Source organism: Aquibacillus albus, from assembly GCF_016908325.1.
Classification (GTDB): Bacteria; Bacillota; Bacilli; order Bacillales; family Amphibacillaceae; genus Aquibacillus_A; species Aquibacillus_A albus.
Genome location: NZ_JAFBDR010000033.1, coordinates 1 through 18700, shown reverse-complemented (window position 1 = coordinate 18700; position 18700 = coordinate 1). Strand labels below are relative to the sequence as shown.

The 18700-nt window shown below is 40.3% G+C and carries 16 protein-coding genes; 9 read left to right on the top strand and 7 right to left on the bottom strand.

Going from position 1 to position 18700, the window contains the following annotated elements:
• Positions 1–217 precede the first annotated feature (217 nt).
• Entirely contained in the window at positions 218–478 is a 261-nt protein-coding gene (locus JOC48_RS19505; RefSeq protein ID WP_204502087.1) for a hypothetical protein, read from the bottom strand.
• A 328-nt stretch (positions 479–806) separates the two neighbouring features.
• Here JOC48_RS19505 and JOC48_RS19500 point away from each other — a divergent pair, with 328 nt between their 5' ends.
• Positions 807–2426 carry a BCCT family transporter gene (locus JOC48_RS19500; protein ID WP_204502086.1) on the top strand — a complete coding sequence of 540 codons (1620 nt, stop codon included), beginning with the start codon at positions 807–809 and terminating at the stop codon, positions 2424–2426.
• Between the two features lie 68 nt (positions 2427–2494).
• On the opposite strand, the gene JOC48_RS19495 is transcribed toward JOC48_RS19500, so the two are convergent.
• A complete protein-coding gene (locus JOC48_RS19495) occupies positions 2495–2971 on the bottom strand; it encodes a DUF2269 family protein (protein WP_204502085.1) in 477 nt (158 codons plus the stop codon).
• Between the two features lie 17 nt (positions 2972–2988).
• Positions 2989–3948: an NAD-dependent epimerase/dehydratase family protein gene (locus tag JOC48_RS19490; protein WP_204502084.1), complete on the bottom strand. Its 960-nt coding sequence runs from the start codon at positions 3946–3948 to the stop codon at positions 2989–2991.
• A gap of 193 nt (positions 3949–4141) precedes the next feature.
• On the opposite strand from JOC48_RS19490, the gene JOC48_RS19485 reads away from it, so the two are divergent.
• Positions 4142–6313, top strand: coding sequence for a sensor histidine kinase (locus tag JOC48_RS19485; protein ID WP_204502083.1), 2172 nt, complete (start codon positions 4142–4144; stop codon positions 6311–6313).
• Here the strand turns inward: JOC48_RS19485 and JOC48_RS19480 are convergent.
• Positions 6305–7030, bottom strand: a complete 726-nt coding sequence (locus JOC48_RS19480; protein WP_204502082.1) for a response regulator — start codon at positions 7028–7030, stop codon at positions 6305–6307. The two genes, JOC48_RS19485 and JOC48_RS19480, sit on opposite strands and share 9 nt — an antisense overlap.
• 284 nt (positions 7031–7314) lie before the next feature.
• On the opposite strand from JOC48_RS19480, the gene JOC48_RS19475 reads away from it, so the two are divergent.
• The 7 genes from JOC48_RS19475 (at position 7315) to hutH (ending at position 16268) form a co-directional block, all read left to right on the top strand.
• Entirely contained in the window at positions 7315–7962 is a 648-nt protein-coding gene (locus tag JOC48_RS19475) for a hypothetical protein (RefSeq protein ID WP_204502081.1), read from the top strand.
• A gap of 244 nt (positions 7963–8206) precedes the next feature.
• Complete coding sequence (locus tag JOC48_RS19470; RefSeq protein WP_204502080.1) at positions 8207–8806, top strand: hypothetical protein; 600 nt, start codon at positions 8207–8209, stop codon at positions 8804–8806.
• A 127-nt stretch (positions 8807–8933) separates the two neighbouring features.
• Complete coding sequence (gene hutU, locus JOC48_RS19465; RefSeq protein WP_420829235.1) at positions 8934–10604, top strand: urocanate hydratase; 1671 nt, start codon at positions 8934–8936, stop codon at positions 10602–10604.
• A gap of 47 nt (positions 10605–10651) precedes the next feature.
• Complete coding sequence (hutI, locus tag JOC48_RS19460) at positions 10652–11881, top strand: imidazolonepropionase (RefSeq protein WP_239584493.1); 1230 nt, start codon at positions 10652–10654, stop codon at positions 11879–11881.
• A gap of 18 nt (positions 11882–11899) precedes the next feature.
• Positions 11900–13159, top strand: a complete 1260-nt coding sequence (locus JOC48_RS19455) for a Zn-dependent hydrolase (protein WP_204502077.1) — start codon at positions 11900–11902, stop codon at positions 13157–13159.
• A gap of 12 nt (positions 13160–13171) precedes the next feature.
• Positions 13172–14491, top strand: coding sequence for an amidohydrolase family protein (locus JOC48_RS19450; protein ID WP_204502076.1), 1320 nt, complete (start codon positions 13172–13174; stop codon positions 14489–14491).
• Between the two features lie 289 nt (positions 14492–14780).
• On the top strand, positions 14781–16268 hold the full coding sequence (gene hutH, locus JOC48_RS19445) for a histidine ammonia-lyase (RefSeq protein WP_204502075.1): 1488 nt from the start codon (positions 14781–14783) through the stop codon (positions 16266–16268).
• A gap of 97 nt (positions 16269–16365) precedes the next feature.
• On the opposite strand, the gene JOC48_RS19440 is transcribed toward hutH, so the two are convergent.
• Genes JOC48_RS19440 through JOC48_RS19430 form a run of 3 tightly spaced genes read right to left on the bottom strand, consistent with a single transcriptional unit; the run spans position 16366 to position 18488 of the window.
• Positions 16366–16764: a type II toxin-antitoxin system death-on-curing family toxin gene (locus tag JOC48_RS19440; protein WP_204502074.1), complete on the bottom strand. Its 399-nt coding sequence runs from the start codon at positions 16762–16764 to the stop codon at positions 16366–16368.
• Positions 16764–17015 (bottom strand): AbrB/MazE/SpoVT family DNA-binding domain-containing protein, encoded by a 252-nt coding sequence (locus JOC48_RS19435; RefSeq protein WP_204502073.1) that lies wholly within the window; start codon positions 17013–17015, stop codon positions 16764–16766. Before JOC48_RS19435 ends, JOC48_RS19440 begins: the two co-directional genes overlap by 1 nt.
• 57 nt (positions 17016–17072) lie before the next feature.
• Positions 17073–18488, bottom strand: coding sequence for a hypothetical protein (locus JOC48_RS19430; RefSeq protein WP_204502072.1), 1416 nt, complete (start codon positions 18486–18488; stop codon positions 17073–17075).
• Positions 18489–18700: the final 212 nt, after the last annotated feature.

Sequence of the window (18700 nt, the reverse complement as noted above, 5' to 3'; positions counted from 1 at the left end):
GGTTGTACTGTGCAGCAATGACTTTGTATTGTTTGTTGTTCTTTTTTAAAAAGGTAGTCTCATGTGAATAGAGTCAGCAATCGCAATAAGCAAAAAAATTATAACGATATCGTAAAGAATAAAAACTTCAGGAGGAATGGATAAAAGTCCTTTTAATCCAGTTATAATTCTTTCTTGAGAGTTTTTATCTAGTTTGGCTATGAATTTAACTGCGGACTTATGGTAAATCAACTTGTAGTCCGAATTCACGCTTCGCATCCTCTCCTGTAATATATCCATCCTTACTTTCTAACTGCTCACGTTCCTCTTCTGTTAATGGGTCATTGTCACTTTCTAGTTCATCAATCTTTTGCCATGATTCAGGCTTTTTGTTCTTAGAACGTTCAATCAAAAATTCCATAAAGTCAAAGGCTGCTTTTTTATCTTCATCGCTTAAAGATTCCACCATCTTATATAAATCTTCCTTACGAATAGCCATTTTCACACCACCTTTGTCTCCATATTTCTAACTTTATTATAAACCATTTTGTTTGATTTTCAAAAATTGATATCCATGAATTTATATAATTTAAAAAGTAAGTTCCGTTAAATTCATATTGCTTCCGTTTATATAATCAGTTATGCAATCCCTTAATCAAGAAATGCTTTTTTTATACACATGGCCGTAAAAACGGACTAAAGGTATTAAATGGTACCCTATGTTCGAAAATTTTGAACAGCTCAATAAACGGTAAAAATTTCTGTAACCAAGATAAATATTACCTCAATTTCTGGAAAAGATAAGTTCACCGGAAGGAGGTTTATATATGAAGAAGGTTACTTACGTTTATTGGATAGGTATGGTTATCGCTGTTGTTTTTGTAATTTGGGGTGTTGTTTTTCCTGAAAACATCACTAACGTTATGGAAACCTCAAAGGCCTTTTTATTGGAGCAATTTGGTTGGTTCTATTTGTTAGCAACATTTTTCTTTTTGATTTTTGCGATCTATTTGATTTTCAGTAAATACGGAAAAGTGAAATTAGGCAAAGACGAAGATGAACCTGAATACAGTCGAGCGTCTTGGATTGCGATGTTATTTAGTGCTGGGATGGGGATTGGTTTACTCTTTTATGGTATTTCCGAACCAATTGCACACTTGGTCACCCCACCTTTTGGAGAAGCTGGGACAACAGAAACGGCAAAGGTAGCTCTTCAATATACTTATTTAAACTGGGGGATTCATGCCTGGGCTATTTACGCCGTCGTGGCACTAGCTTTAGCTTACTTTAAATTCAGGAAAGATGCGCCGGGTATAATGAGTGCCACATTGTATCCGATTCTTGGTGAAAAAACCAAGGGGCCAATTGGTATCACAGTTGACATCATTGCTGTTTTTGCAACGGTATTTGGAGTTGCTGCTTCACTTGGTCTCGGTGCAGCACAGATTAATGGTGGGCTTTCTTATTTAACAGGGATTCCTAATGCGTTTTGGATACAGGTAATTATCATTTTAGTTACAACAGCATTATTTATTCTTTCAGCAAGCACGGGGATTAACAAGGGAATCAAATATTTGAGTAATGCAAATATGGTGCTTGCGGTAGTATTGTTTGTTGCATTCTTACTACTTGGCCCTCTACAATTTGTCATAAGTCTATTGATGACAACGCTCGGCGGATATATTCAAAATTTACCGATGATGTCCTTTCGAATGGCCCCATTCAATCAGGAAAATGCAGCTTGGGTCCAAAATTGGACAATCTTTTTCTTTGCATGGTGGATTGCCTGGGCTCCGTTTGTTGGTACATTCATTGCCCGTATATCCAAAGGACGGACCATCCGAGAATTTATTATTGTCGTGATGGTTGTACCGACAGCTGTCTGTATCCTCTGGTTTGGTGTTTTCGGTGGCACGGGCATTTATTATGAATTGTTTCAAGGTGCAAATATTGCTGGTCAAGGCGTAGAAACAGCCTTGTTTGCGACTTTTAATATGATGCCTGGGAGTGGTATTTTATCCACCATTGCCTTATTACTAATTGCAACATTTTTTATCACATCAGCTGATTCCGCTACTTTCGTCTTAGGAATGCAAACAACAAACGGCAGCTTACATCCCCCGAACTTCGTCAAAATTAGCTGGGGATTGTTTCTGACAGCCTCTGCACTAATTTTGATGGGAAGAGGCGGCCTGAGCGGATTACAAACAGCGATTATTGTAAGTGCATTACCGTTAACTGTGATCTTACTGTTGATGAGTATTTCTATATTGAAGGAATTAGGCGAAGAGCCAGTCGAAGAATTAAGACTTGAAAAGAAATTGGAGAAGATTCGAGAAAAAAGGAAAAGGAAACAAATGAAAGGAAACTTGCAGACTGAATTTGGGGAAGAACATGATATCAACTCGAAATTAAGAAGAGCGAAAAAGAATAAGGAAGACAAATAACTTACAAGCTAAAAAAAAGTCCCCATCTTGATCTACAATGGGGGCTTTCCAACTGTCTTGTTAAAGCACTATGAAAAACGTAATATAGCTAAAATAACGTTAATGAATACACCTATATGCATGATGTCAAAAAATACTACTGTCTTCTTGAATTGCTTACGAAGGGCATCATTGGCTGGCTCGTTCTTTTCTAACAATGCAGTTGCCATCTTTTGAGTTTTGCCCATATTAGGAAATGCTGCTGCGATCGCTATAAGAAAAATCGTGATCATAATTCCCTGCTTTGTTCCTAACCAAAAGCTTTGAAAAAATCCCCATCCACCGTAAATCGTGAGCGTTATACCCGTAAATAATAAAAGTAAGACAACAGGTCCATAGTACGGGCCAGAACTAGACCAAATTTTAATGAAGTGCGCTTCCGTTATGCCGTTGCTAACCTTTTTGAACTGAGGGATAAAATAAAAAGTTTCGACTAAAGCGCCACCCAACCACAACATAGCTGTGATTATGTGTACCGTGATTAAAATCTCATACAGACTTAACATGTAAAACAACTCCTCGATTAATGAATGTTAGCGCATTCCTGCTTCAACCAACTCTCTACGACTACAGGTAGGCCTTCGGAGGCATTCGGATACAGATAGTCAAAGCCAAGATCGCGAAGCTTGCGATTAGAGAAATGATTATGTGCTGTTGAGTACTCCGTTAAAACTGGACCTAAAATGATGGTACATAGCCACCTAGGAACATATTGTGTTTTAGCCGTCACTTTCATCTCTTTTTCAATTAATTGGAGAAATTCATCACCAAAGGTCATTGGCTGATCATCGACAAGAAAGTAACGCTCACTTGCTTGCCCATGCTGTAATAGGAATACTAAGGCCCTGGCGCAATCTTTTAAATGGATAGGGGAAAAATAAGGTTTATACCCCTTTAATCCAGTGATTTTTTTGCCCTCGAAAAGTGGTTTTAGAAACAATTGAACACACCAAGAATCTGGTCCATATACGCCCCCAGGAAAAGCAGTCACAATCGGAACGCCTTTACTCGTGTATTTCTCTAAAGCGTCAACCGCCGGGGCAAGATATGGTCCCCATCCTTTGGGAATTGGCTTAAAATTCTCCGAAGCATATGTTGAGGATCCAGTATCTCCAAAGTAACTTGTGCCAGCCACGTAAACGAGTTTCTTTAATTGTCGGTTTTCAAGCGCGCATTGCAACAAACGTTCGGTCATCTCGTACAACCCATGTTGAAACGCTAGAGCCACTTTTTTGGAGACTCTTTTCCCCCAAGTTGGCGGTGCAGCTACATGAATCATATAGTCAGCTTTTGAGGCTGTATCTTGCCAATGATCATCGGTTATAAGGTCCCCGACAATCGCTTCTACTCCTTTTTCCTCAAGAAGTTTGGCCTTCGTGGAACTACGTGTTAACACTTGTACGTGGTAGCCCTGTTCCAACGCCGTTTCTACCACTTCACTTCCGATATAGCCAGTTCCTCCAGTGATAAATAGTGTTTCCATTTATTTTTCAGTCCTCCTTATAAGTACTTACTGATCATTTTTTTAATATTTGAAGTATAACGCCCCGACCTTAACCCAAGTTAAATTAAACCTAAAGATTTCTTTAGGTTTTATAAACGGAAAAAAAGAAAACACTTTTCACATTATATGGTAAAATTATGACATTAGACCTGTGCGAAAGGGATTACAAAATATGATTAGGCGAGAATTCTTTTATAGAGGAAATCTAGTTGTTTTGCTGGTCATCCTTGTTGTGGTACTGACAAGCTGTGAATCTAGCGTTGCATCAAGTACAGATAGCAAACGAAACAGTGAACATGATCAACGACCAATCCCTGTAGCCGAACAAGGAAAAATAGACGTCTCGGAATGGGACTTTGTTAAAAAAGGGGCTATTTCACTAGAGGGAGAGTGGGCTTTTTATTGGGGGGAGTTACTGGAACCTTCTGATTTTTCAAGAGGCAATCCTCCACATGGACAATGGGTGTTTGTACCCAGCATATGGAACCGCTATGAAATCAACGGTGAAAAGCTTCCTGGAACAGGCTATGCCACGTACCGACTTCAGTTGTACGTTGGAGATTCGACTGACGTCCTCGCCTTGAAGATCCCATATGCATCAACTGCTTATCGGATGTGGATCAATGATATACTGGTAGCTTCAAACGGAGAAGTTGGCATAGACAAAACCACATCCCACCCACAATATATCAACCATATGACGTATATCGTCGATCAAGACTCCACCATTACGATCCAAGTGTCGAACTTCCATCATCGTAGTGGAGGATTATTTCAGCCTCTAGAAATTGGAACAGTGCATGATATCGCTACACAGACGCAGTTAAACATTGCTGTTCACCTATTCTTATTTGGTAGTTTGTTCATAATGGGTATCTATTTTATTGCTCTATTTTGCTTCAGACCAAAAGCCCTTTACCATTTGTATTTCGGTATCATTTGCGTATTGTTTGGCATCCAAAACCTTTTTATTGGTGAAGTGATGATTACAAAGTTGTTTGAGCATTTCAGTTGGGAAATGGCATTAAAAATGGAATATTTATGTGCAACCGTGGCAAAGTTTTTATTCGTTCCTCTCTTTATTAATCGTCTATTTCCAAATATGATCCCGAATCGTCTTATGAAAGCCATCATTCTTTTACCTTTCATTCCAATCATGATCATTCTAGTAACCCCTGCTTCGGTTTATTCGCATTACGTTGTATACGGGAATATATACAATATATTACTCATGATTTATTTATGGTTCATCATTTATTTAGCTTCAAAAAATCGTATGGAAGGGGCCAAAACTACCCTTCTTTTCTTCAGCTTCTTCATGTTCACAGTTATTAATGATATCTTAAATGTTGTTGGCACGATCAGCACAGGATATTACTTATATTGGGGATTATATTGTTATCTCTTCGGTCAAGCTCTCATTCTTTCAAAAAATTTCTCCAAAGCCTTTACGACCATTGAAAATTTAAGTCAACAATTGCGAAACTTAAATGAAAAACTGGAAGATAAAGTGAGGAACAGAACGAAAGAACTGGAAGAAACAAATGGGAAGTTAATGGGAGCCAATCAAAAGCTTGCACAAAAAAATGAGAAAATCATTGAATATGAAGAATCAAGAAAACAACTCTTCGCGAACATTTCCCATGAACTCCGCACCCCTATTACGCTCATTCAAGGATACTTGGAAGCGCTGATTCATGATGTCATTCAAGACCCTGAGAAGAAAAAGCAACACCTTATTCAAACGCATGGAAAAATCATTCGGTTAAATCAATTAATCGAAGATCTATTTGAATTATCTAGGTTAGAAGTAAAGAAAACGTCTTTTCATAAAAGCATGGTTTCAGTTGAGGAGTGGCTGGATCAAGCGATAAACGATTGTGCGCTTGATATCCGTCAAGCGGGGCTTCAGTTTGAGTATCACAACGATCTACATGATAAGATAAAGGCTATGTCTCTTTATATTGATTCCCATCGACTAGAGCAAGTGTTTGCAAATCTTGTGATGAACGCGATAAAGTTCTCACCGGCAAACAGTACCATTCGCATTACGGTAGAAGAGTATAGAATCCCGAATGATAAGCGCTTAAAAATATCCATCTCAGACGAGGGAACCGGGATTCCACAGGATGAACTCAGCAAAATATTTGAACGTTTTTATAAATCAAAGCATAATTCGACGCAACAAGGAAGTGGTTTGGGATTAGCGATATCGAAGGCCATTATAGAGGCACACGAGGGAAATATTTGGGCAGAGCAAAATAATCCGGTGGGAAGTCAATTTTGTATGACATTGCCAATCTTTGAATCTAGCTTGGAAAATAAACACCGTCGTTTATCCTAACTGATCTTCATTGAATTTATACCCTGCACCACGTATCGTTACAATATAGGGTGCATTTTTTGAACGATCGGCCGTATTGGCTGCCTGAACGTCTTCAAGCTTCTTTCTCAAGTTACTAATATGTACCATGACGGTTCTTGTATCACTGATACTATCGATTCCCCAAACTAATTCATACAACTCTGCCAAACTATAGATTCTTCCTGGGTGTTGGGCTAATTGATGAAGTAACTTAAATTCTCTAGATGAAAGGTGAACCTCTCTTCCATGTACAAACACTCTTTGTGTGAACCTATTCATTTCCAAAGAACCACGTGTGATGACAGCATTTATTTGTGCTGTTTTTAAAGTACTGCTCCTTCTCAAATGAGCTTTCACTCTCGCAACAAGTTCAATAGGACTAAACGGCTTTGTCATGTAATCATCTCCACCTGCACTAAGTCCAACAACTTTATCGACATCTTCAGCCTTACAACTGATGAAAATAATAGGGATATCTGTAAACTTGCGTAAGGATTGACATATTTCAATCCCATCAATGCCAGGCAAAAGTATATCAAGAATCAATAAATCTGGTTTCACATCTTTTACTTTATCAAGCACCTCGTCTCCAAAATTCAAAGTAATAAGCTCATAATTTTCCCGCTCTAAAAATAATTTAACCATCTCTATAATCTCAATTTCATCATCAACAATCATAATTTTTCTTTCTGACATTATAAAAACCCCTTAACGATTTTCGTGAAACTCTAATATATAAATTCAACATCCTTTCATAAATCCCCTTTTTAAAATGCTAAATTGCCTTGCCCCACACTTCGACATGACTGCTGCAAGGGCCGTGACAAAGAGAATGTGCCGTAGGCAGGAGCTTAGCGGTACGTGTATGCCTGTGTTATCTGGAAACCTAAAGAATTCTTAAGGTTTACTTTAACTGCACTTTAGAATCCTACATTATAATCTAGGATAAAGTTTGAAACTTCAAAAAGGAGGCCTTTATGATGTCAAGTCAATTAGAAACGAATAGCTATATCCCTACACAGTCTACATATCCACTTCTTTTTTTAACTAAACTGACATTTTGGTTAGCTGCACCATTATATTTATTATCAGGTATTTTCTTTATTTTAAAAATTGGTGAATTTGATTTTTATTTTGATGGCGTGTCCACACATAATTACATTGAAGGAATCATTGCAGGTTTTGCAGCAGTCCTTTTCATTCCCATGTTCTTAGTCACCGCCAACTATATTTCTAAAAGCCAGAAGATATTAGGTGGTTTAATCGCAATTATTGGATTGTTTGGTAGTATTGGAGCCTACGGTGCGACAGCTTATTTCCGTACATTGACATATGACCTGATTCAACACGGCGTACCTGTTGAACTGTTAGAATCATATTACGCAGGATATGGAGGGTTAATGACTATATTTTTCTTCCTAGCACCTCTTTTTCCTTTAGCTGGTATCCTAACAGGAATTGCCTTGATAAGATTAACATCACTCCCTAAATGGGTTGGCATTACAATATTACTTGGAAGTATATTATTTCCTCTTGCTCAAGTGGTGGGGATATTCATTGTATACCCTGTTGGATTATTGCTGTGGACTATTGCTTTTCCTTACTTGGGGCGGATCATCACTAATTAATGTCCTTAGGAGACATCACAACACCCGTTGGGGACATGCATAAAGCATTTGTGGTAAGATTGTATCGGACAGAAGACTCGTTGTACTAATTAACGATGCATTTATAGGAGTATCTCGTGGATCCTTTGATATTATCTACGCGGTACTCCTATTTATTTTGAAAATTACACAAGTTGACGGTAGTGGCATCGGCATCCATTTTACGCGCATCGTTCCGGTAATTACTCTCACTCAAGCCGCGTTTATGCGCACAGCACCGGAATTTACTTTCATTCCAGCGACGTTTATGCGCACCGTTCCGGTAATTACTCTCATTCCAGCGAAGTTTATGCGCACCGTTCCGGGAAATACTCTCATTCTAGCAGTGTTTATGCGCACCGTTCCGGTAATTACTCTCATTCCAGCGACGTTTATGCGCACCGCTCCGGCATTTCCTCTCATTCCAGCGTCATTTATGCGCACCGTTCCGGGAATTCCTCTCATTCCAGCGGCGTTTATGCGCACCGTTCCGGAATTTCCTCTCATTCTAGCGTCATTTATGCGCACCGATCCGGTAATTCCTCTCATTCCAGCGGCGTTTATGCGCACCGTTCCGGAATTTCCTCTCATTCCAGCATCGTTTATGCGCACCGCTCCGGTATTTACTCTCACTCCAGCGACGATTATGCGCACCGCTTGGGTAATTACTCTCATTCTAGCAACGTTTATGCGCACCGCTTCGGTAATTACTCTCATTCTAGTGACGTTTATGCGCACCGTTCCGGGAAATACTCTCATTCCAGCGGCATTTATGCGCACCGCTCCGGAATTTCCTCTCAACCCAGCCGCAAACACTCCATATTGACTTCCTATTTACAGTAATTTTTTATCATTTCTAAAAATATTTTTATTATAGTAAGTATTTTTTTAAAAGTTTTCAGATTGCTAAAGTTTTAATTACTCGAATATTACAACTTTGGGAGATGGATATTGTGACAAACCATAAAAAGTCAGTGGAACAATTTACTGGGACTGAATTACACGCGAAAAATTGGATACAAGAAGCTGCACTACGAATGCTTAATAATAATCTCAATCCGGAAGTTGCTGAAAATCCAGACGAATTAGTGGTCTATGGCGGGATCGGAAAGGCTGCTCGAAACTGGGAGTGTTATGAGGCCATCGTCAAGGAGCTTAAACAATTAGAGGATAATGAAACGTTATTGGTTCAATCAGGAAAACCAGTTGCTGTTTTCAAAACACATAAAGATGCGCCAAAAGTTTTGATTGCTAATTCTAATTTAGTTCCAGCATGGGCGAATTGGGATCATTTCCATGAGCTTGATCAGAAGGGACTTATGATGTACGGGCAGATGACTGCGGGGAGTTGGATTTATATAGGAAGTCAAGGGATTGTGCAGGGCACGTATGAAACCTTTGCAGAGTGCGCTCGTCAGCATTTTCATGGAACTTTAAAAGGAACGATTACACTTACTGCTGGATTAGGAGGTATGGGCGGAGCACAGCCTCTGGCAGTTACGTTGAATGACGGGGTTTGTATCGCTGTCGAAGTCGATCAAAGCAGGATACAGAGGCGTTTGGAAACGAAGTATTTAGATACATCGACAGACAACTTAGAAGAAGTAATTCAACTGGCGAAGGATGCTAAAAAAGACGGAAAAGCACTATCGATTGGTTTATTAGGAAATGCTGCTGAAATTTTACCGCAAATGATTGAAAAAGGATTTATTCCAGATGTGTTAACAGATCAAACTTCTTCTCATGATCCATTAAATGGGTATTTACCGGCTAATATGACACTAGACGAAGGAGCGGAATTAAGACAAACGAATCCTGAACAATATATCCAATTATCAAAAAAGAGCATTGCGACACATGTGAAAGCAATGTTAACGATGCAGCAAAAAGGCGCGATTACGTTTGATTACGGAAACAACATCCGACAAGTGGCCAAGGATGAAGGTGTCGAAAATGCGTTTGATTTTCCTGGCTTTGTCCCGGCATATATCCGTCCGCAATTTTGTGAAGGAAAAGGTCCGTTCCGTTGGGTAGCCTTGTCCGGTGATCCAGAAGATATTTATAAGACAGATGAAGTGATTTTGAAGGAATTTAGTGATAACAAGCCGCTGTGCAAATGGATCAAGATGGCGCAAGAAAAGGTCAGCTTTCAAGGATTGCCTTCTAGAATTTGCTGGCTCGGTTATGGAGAGCGTGCGAGATTTGGCAAGATTATCAACGACATGGTTGCGAGCGGGGAATTAAAAGCACCGATTGTTATTGGGCGTGATCACCTGGATTCTGGTTCTGTTGCATCGCCTAACCGTGAAACAGAGGGAATGAAGGATGGCAGTGATGCTGTTGCTGATTGGCCTATTCTAAACGCGCTGATTAATAGTGTTGGTGGCGCGAGCTGGGTAAGTGTTCACCATGGCGGTGGAGTAGGGATGGGATACTCGCTCCATGCGGGAATGGTTATTGTTGCAGATGGAACAAAGGATGCCGAGCAACGTTTAGAGCGTGTGTTAACGACTGATCCTGGTATGGGAGTAGTAAGGCATGTGGATGCGGGATATGATACTGCAATAAAAACAGCAAAAGAAAAAGGCGTTCATATTCCAATGTTAAATGATGGGAAGGTGTAAGCTTGACGAAAATTTTATTTATTCATAATGCAGCACAGGTCATTACGATGGCAGGGCATTCGGATATGCCGGCCAAACAGGAAGCAATGAGTAAAATGAACATCATTGAAGATGGTGCTGTTCTTGTCCAAGACAACAAGATTTTAGCTATTGGGAAAACAGATGAGATTCATGAAAAGTATCAGGACCTCCTTTCCAATGCTACGCAGATAGATGCGACCAACAAAACGGTGACACCGGGATTGATTGATCCGCATACCCATCTTGTACATGCTGGAACGAGGGAAAATGAATATGCCATGCGCCTGAAAGGGAAGTCCTACATGGAAATCATGAACGCTGGCGGAGGAATCCATGCGACAACCCGGGCGACACAGCAAGCATCGTTTGACCAATTGTATGAGGAGTCGAAAAGTAGGCTTGATAAATTTTTGTTGCATGGTGTTACTACTTTAGAAGCGAAAAGTGGCTATGGTTTGTCATTGGGGCATGAACTCAAACAGCTTGAAGTTGCCCAAAAGCTGGATACGCATCATAGTATGGACATTGTTTCTACGTTCATGGGTGCACACGCGGTTCCAATCGAGGATAAAAACAACCCGGAAAAATTCGTTGAGACAGTGATAAAAGAAATGATTCCAGAGGTGGCGCGACAAGGACTTGCAACGTTTAATGATGTCTTTTGTGAACGCGGGGTATTTACTCCTGACCAATCGAGGAGAATTCTTGAAGCTGGAAAAGAATATGGACTGATTCCAAAAATTCATGCTGATGAGATTGAACCATATGCTGGTGCGGAATTAGCTGCCGAGGTAGGGGCATTATCAGCGGACCACCTGTTGAAAGCATCTGATGAAGGAATCAAACAGATGGCAGATCGTAATGTGATTGGTGTATTACTCCCAGGAACTGCATTTTTCCTAATGGCAGAGTTTGCACAGGCAAGGAAAATGATTGACCGGGGGGTGGCAGTGGCACTGTCCACGGATGCAAATCCAGGATCATCACCAACGCTGTCCCTTCCTTTTATGATGAACTTAGGCTGCTTGAAAATGGGCATGACGCCGGAAGAAGTATTAACCGCCACAACAATCAATGCTGCTCATGCGATTGGCCGTGCGCAAGAGATTGGCAGTTTAGAGACTGGTAAGAAAGCAGATATTACTATATTTGATGTTCCAAACTACCTCACCTTATCTTATCAGTACGGCATGAACCATGTGGATACAGTGATTAAAAATGGGGTTCCTGTAGTGGTAGGAAAACAGCTAACATAAATAAGAGGTGTGATTTTTATGGACAAATCAACGGTTACGGTCAATAAACAAATCATTGAACAAAAATTATCTGAATTAGGAAAAATCGGTCGAAATGCTAACGGCGGCATGGACCGTACAACCTTTACACCAGCGGAAATCGAAGCAAGAAACTGGTTGAAGGATGAACTCGACCAATTAAATGTCGATGTTCGTGTCGATCAGGCGGCAAATATTTGGGCAAGACGACAGGGGCAGGTGGATCATTTGCCAGCGATTGCATTTGGTTCGCATATTGATTCCGTTCCGAATGGCGGGATGTATGATGGAGCATTAGGTGTCATCCTCGCATTAGAAGTCATGCGGGTTTTGGATGAACAAGGAATAAAAACGAAGCATCCACTAGAGCTGGTTTCTTTCAGTGCTGAGGAGCCTAATCCTTTTGGACTGTCGACCTTTGGAAGTAGAGCGATCACTGGAAAATTAGCATATCAGGACATAGAAGGTGTTACTGACCCTTCTGGGAAAAAATTAACGACTGGCATCAAAGAAGCTGGCGGCGATCCAGATGATTTTGAAGGGGCTGTTCGTAAAGACGAAGCGTTTTCTGCCTTTTTAGAGGTTCACATTGAACAAGGGAAGCGATTGTTAAATCGAGATATCCCTGTTGGTGTTGTGACCGGAATAACAGGGATTTATAGAGAAGAAGTGACAGTACTTGGGGAAGCAAATCATGCCGGGACAACGTTAATGAAGGATCGTAGCGATGCGTTTCTAGCAGCAGCTAACATGAGCCTCGAGCTGGAGGCTATTTTAAAAGCATATCCGGATGAAGAGGTAGTCGGTACGATTGGTCAAGTTTTTGTTAAACCAAATGCGACGAACATTGTTCCGGGGGAGGTGACATTTTCCTTAGAAATACGAGGACAAACAAACGATAAAATCCAGGATGTGTTAGCTCAATGGGAAGCAAAAATGGAGACGATTAAAAAAGATAGATTAGTAGACGTGCAACGAAAAAAGATGCTGGATCAGCAAGCTGTACCGATGAATCGTGATGTGATTGCTTGTTGTGAGGAGCAATCCAAAGAGCTGGGCTATCCTTCCTACCGTTTAGGCAGTATGGCTGGTCATGACGCTGCACATATGGCATCCATTACTCGATCAGGGATGTTATTTGTTCCTAGTTTAGACGGAAAAAGTCATTGCCCAGAAGAGGAGAGCCGAATGGAGGATATCGAAAAGGTTGCTAACGTATTGCTCCATTCGATTTTAACAATGGATCAAAAAGAATGGTAGGGGGGAATAATGATGGGGGAATTATTCATAGCTGATAAGGTGTATACAAAGGATACACTTCAAGATAATTATGGATTGTATGTGGAAGCAGGTATGATAAAGGAAGTAGGGCCAGGTCAACGTTTAAAAGAAAAATACAATGGGGTAAAAATCACAGCGTTGAAGGGGAAAACGTTAATTCCTGGATCCGTTAATGCACATAATCATTCCTTTCAAAGCTTACTTCGAGGCATTGCTGTTGACCGTCCGTTTTTAGAATGGAGAGATGAGGCCCTCTATAAGTACACGCCATACTTAGATGAAGATGCCATTTATACGGGGGCATTGTTCGCCTTTGGTGAAATGCTTCGCTATGGGGCGACAACGGTCAGTGATTTTTTCTATGTTCATAACAATGGTACGGCTCATGATGAGGCAGTCATCCAAGCGGCGAAGGATTTAGAGATTCGGTTTGTGATGGCTCGAACGATGTATGATTGGGATGGTGCTCCAAAGGCTTATCTAGAGACTGTTGATCAAGCAGTATCTAGAACACGCGAGCTGGCGAAGAAATACCAAGGCGATCCAATGATTTCGATCCAACCAGCTCCACATAGTCCGCATGCGGCTTCTCCAGAAATGATTAAGGCTGGGCATAAACTTGCTTGTGAACTTGATACACCCTTTCATATTCATGTAGCAGAGGAGCCGTTTGAAGTAGAAGAAATGTTAGAAAAATATGGTCTCCGTCCAGCGCATTACCTGGATTCATTGGGCGTAGTGGATGAGCGGATGATTGCGATTCACTTAGTTTGGCTAGAGCAATCTGAAATAGAATTGCTCGGCTCAAAAAATATTTCGCTTGCCTATTGCCCTTCAAGTAACATGTTTCTTTCCGATGGGATTACCAACATACCAGATTTAGTCCAGTCAGGTGTCCATGTTACATTTGGATCTGACGGGGCATGTAGTAATAACCGAATTTCCGTTTTTGAAGAAATGCGAATGTGTTCGTTATTGCAAAAGGTATCCAAGCTCGATGGCACATGTATGAACGCTAAACAGGTGTTTGATATGGGAACAAAAAACGGCGGTGAAATTTTGCGATTACCAGTTGGAGCATTAGAGGAAGGGCGTCGTGCTGATTTTATTGCGATGGATAGCAACGATCTGTCCCTTTTGCCGAAAACAGAATTGATCGCAAACATCGTTTATTCGATGCAGCCAAATGCGATAAAAGATGTTTATGTGGAAGGGAAGCATATCGTTGAAAATGGAAAGCTATTAACTGTATCTGAAGAAACAATCGCAAAACGTGTCAATCAGCTGTTTGAGAAATGGCAATCGATTTAATGGGTGTCGGAAACGTGTCGTAATATGTGGATGAAAGCCATATTGACAACGATATGAAAAGCGCTTACGCTTTAAGTAGTTAGCGATGAAGTAGGGGGCTATATCAGTGAGATCTAGTGATTTTCTGATATAGCCCCCTTTTTGTACGTTAGATGATGGAGTTCAGGAACGAAAATGGAGCTAAAGTAAATCAAAACGGGGATATGATTGAGTTCCCAGAGAGAATCCAAGCAAAAGTGAATCAACCTCATGCTTTGAGTATGGTTAATCATCGAGGAGGAAGAACAAAATGATCATTTTAAATGGCAATGACCTGAATTTTGAACAGGTTAAACGGGTTATTTTTAATGATGAGGGTGTTCGAGCATCGAAGGAAAGTCTTGATAAAGTCGAGGAAAGCCGTAAAGCTGTTGAGCGGATTGTTGATCAGGAGAAGACCGTCTATGGAATAAATACGGGTTTTGGAAAATTCAGTGATGTACGGATCGAAAAAGATGATGTCGAAGCATTGCAGCTTCATTTAATACATTCTCATGCATGTGGAGTTGGCGAACCTTTCCCGGAAGTAGTGTCTCGAACCATGCTGTTATTACGAGCGAACGCTTTGTTAAAAGGATTTTCTGGTGTGCGAGTTTTGATTATAAAAAGACTACTAGAATTTATCAATAAAAGGATTCATCCAGTGATTCCGCAGCAAGGATCCCTAGGTGCAAGTGGGGACTTAGCCCCATTAGCTCATCTCGCATTAGCTCTAATTGGAGAAGGGGAGGTTTTTTATAAGGGGAACCGTATGCCCGCGCTCCATGCTTTGTCAAAAGAAGGGTTAGCTCCCATTAAGCTGACCGCGAAAGAAGGCTTAGCGCTCATAAATGGTACGCAGGCGATGGCGGCGATGGGAGTTGTTGCTTATCTTGAGGCGGAAAAGTTAGCGTATCAATCGGAGCTAATCGCCTCTGTAACGATGGAAGGACTAAGGGGAATTACGGATGCGTTTGAAGAGGAGATACATCAAGCACGAGGCTATCAAGAGCAGATCGATGTTGCAAAACGGATGCGTGCTTATTTGGCGGATAGTCAATTAACAACAAAACAAGGGGAATTAAGGGTCCAGGATGCCTACTCTTTGCGGTGTATTCCACAAGTTCACGGAGCAACCTGGCAGACACTAATCTACGTAAAGGATAAGCTTGCAATAGAAATGAATGCAGCAACAGATAATCCGCTTATTTTTAATCAAGGTGAAAAAGTCATTTCAGGTGGAAACTTTCACGGGCAATCCATTGCCTTAGCGATGGATTTCCTTGCCATCGCCATCGCTGAATTAGCAAACATTGCCGAGCGTAGAGTGGAGCGACTAGTGAATCCACAGTTAAATGATCTCCCCCCTTTCCTGAGCCCTGAGCCTGGATTGCAATCCGGAGCTATGATTATGCAATATGTGGCCGCTTCACTCGTATCCGAGAATAAAACACTAGCTCATCCTGCCAGCGTCGATTCTATTCCGTCCTCCGCAAACCAGGAAGACCACGTTAGTATGGGAACCATCGGTGCAAGGCACGCCTATCAGGTAATTCAAAACGCTCGCCGAGTACTGGCGATTGAATCCATTTGTGCAACACAGGCAGTTGAAATAAGGGGTGTCGAGAAAATGGCAACTTCCACGTCAACGTTTTTTAAGGAAATACGAAGCTTTATTCAACCAATAGTGGCTGACCGCATTTTTTCGAAGGATATTGAAAAAGTGGATGAATGGTTAAAACGAAAGGAAGCTAAGTAGTTCGGTTTTGGAGTTGTACTCCTTAATAAAGGGGTTACCAGAGTTCTGTTAAAATAGTAAAAAGAATCCATTCTCTCAAGTTAAAGAGGGAATGGATTTATACTCTTTCTGTATGATTTTTTATCGTTGTTACTATTTCTTCAAATGTGTATTTATGATTTACTGCATCAACTGTAAAGTCCTGTTCTTCTTCAATTCCCATTGTCCATCGATAATGGTTTATTTTCAAGAAAACAATGAATGAAGCAAGGGCTGTTCGTTTATTCGCATTATGGAAAGCATGGTTCTTTGCTATTGATTCAAAAAGTGCAGCCGATTTTTCGTAGATAGAGGGATATGCATCACTACCAAATACCGATTGTTTTGGTCGATTAATCGCTGAATCAAGTAAGGTTGGATCTTTTACTCCCATTGGTTCACCTGGAGAGTATAGACGAATTTGTACAGTATTAATAGCAATGACTTGATTTGTTGTTAGATAGATAATCTCATTCATTATCTATTCACTAATCCTTTAAACGCTTTGTCATGTTCTTTAATGACATCATTTAAAATATCCATGAATTCGGCATCAACACCATCAGGAAGGGAAACCTGTTCTTTTTTTCTTAAAACTATCTTCCCATCTTTAACTTCAACTTGCACATCATCACCTTGTGCTAAGCCAACTTGTTTAAGTAATTCATTGGGGAGAGTGATGCCAAAACTGTTTCCAATCTTCGTAACCTTTCTTTCAAATTGTTCCAAAAAATCACATCCTTATTATAATTGTTATAACGATTATAACACAATAAATAAAATTCCCTAATAAACCACATACCACATAAACTGAATATAAGCTTGAACGAGAAAATAAAAAGCAATCGTAAATCCAAGGTTAAAGCCAAAGCCATTTTTAATGACGCTTAAGCGGTTAGAGGCGCTCAAGACGATAATTGGCAAAACAATTGGTGATAACACGATCGAAATAACACTTCCTGATGTGATCGCTAATACTACTAATTCTGGTGGATATGGTAGGCTGACATGCTGCAAAATACCTGCCACAAGAACGATAACCGTTAAAGGACCAAGCCCGATAAAACCTAGTAAAATGACAGTGAAAGGAAGGATTGCCAGGATGTTCAAAAAGGGCACATATTCTTCGATAAGAAACATGCCATCTACGATATAACTTCCAATCCCCGATTCATTGACAGCGTATATTAATAATGCGGCAGCTAACAAGAGACAGAACTGCTGCGATTTAAATTTTACTTCCTTACCAACATAACTTTTTATTTGCTTTAACAATCGTGCGCTTCGCCTTTTGATTAGAAAATAAGCACAAGTCCATATCACAATCATCGGTGGAATAATGATCAGAAGCTCCCACCCCATCGTTATATGTAAAATGAAAATGGAGCTGAACAACGATACAAATAGAAAGGCGAATTCAAGGATCAGTCGATTGTTGCTTTCGTTTCCGTTAGAATGTTGTACAAGTCTATCAATTTCGCTCTCAAGCTCTCCTGTTATATCCACACGGTAACTTTTTTCCTTCAACGACGCAAAAAGTACAGAAAGGCCAATTCCTGCTAATGAAATAAAGAAGCCTTGCACAATTGTCCAACCGAGCGAAGCGTGAAGATGATCGACAGCGAAGGCAAAGCTCGGGATGCTAATCACCCAAAGTGTTGTCAGGGCAAATGATCGTAAAAGGGCTGTTCCTTTAAAGTACTCCCATGCCTCACTTGTTTTATCTCGCAAAAAGTCATTGATGAACTGATACATCATTGGAATTGCTCCGAATAGCAAGAAGTAGGCAATGATTTGATTGACAATCATCAACCCGAAATAGAATTTTTTACTCGTGTTAAGAAAATTATGAGCGACATTCATAATAGCATCAATGTAGTTTTCCTCTTTTAGAATCCATCCTATAACTGGGACAATCAGTAACAAAGCGATCAGGCTGCGCATTTGGACGATACCATCCACCGCAAATGCAAGGAGTGAACCGCCTGTACTTAGTTGGATGATCATAGCGATTACCAGTAAAAATGTCGGTATCGGCAATGCCTTGATCGGCAAGTAGATAAAACCGAACACAACTGCTAAAATTCCTGAAAGAGAAAGGATAAACAGTCCAGGCTCTGATGGATAAAGATAAGTGATATAGTGCATCAAAGCATAGACGATAATCGAAACAGAAAAGCCAATAGCTGCAAATCGTATCATATCAAAGACTCCTCAGCTGTTTATAAATAAAACTATTTATATTAAAGTTTAACATAAGAAGGATGATCTCTATTCCTTTAATGCTTGCTGTTCGACAAAATTCGAGGAATTTCGGGAGGTGACAGCGTATAATGGTAAATAAGTCAACCACCATTTTTAAGTAAAAAAGACCGACCTTAACTAAAACTCTTAAAATCGCTTTTTAAAAAGTT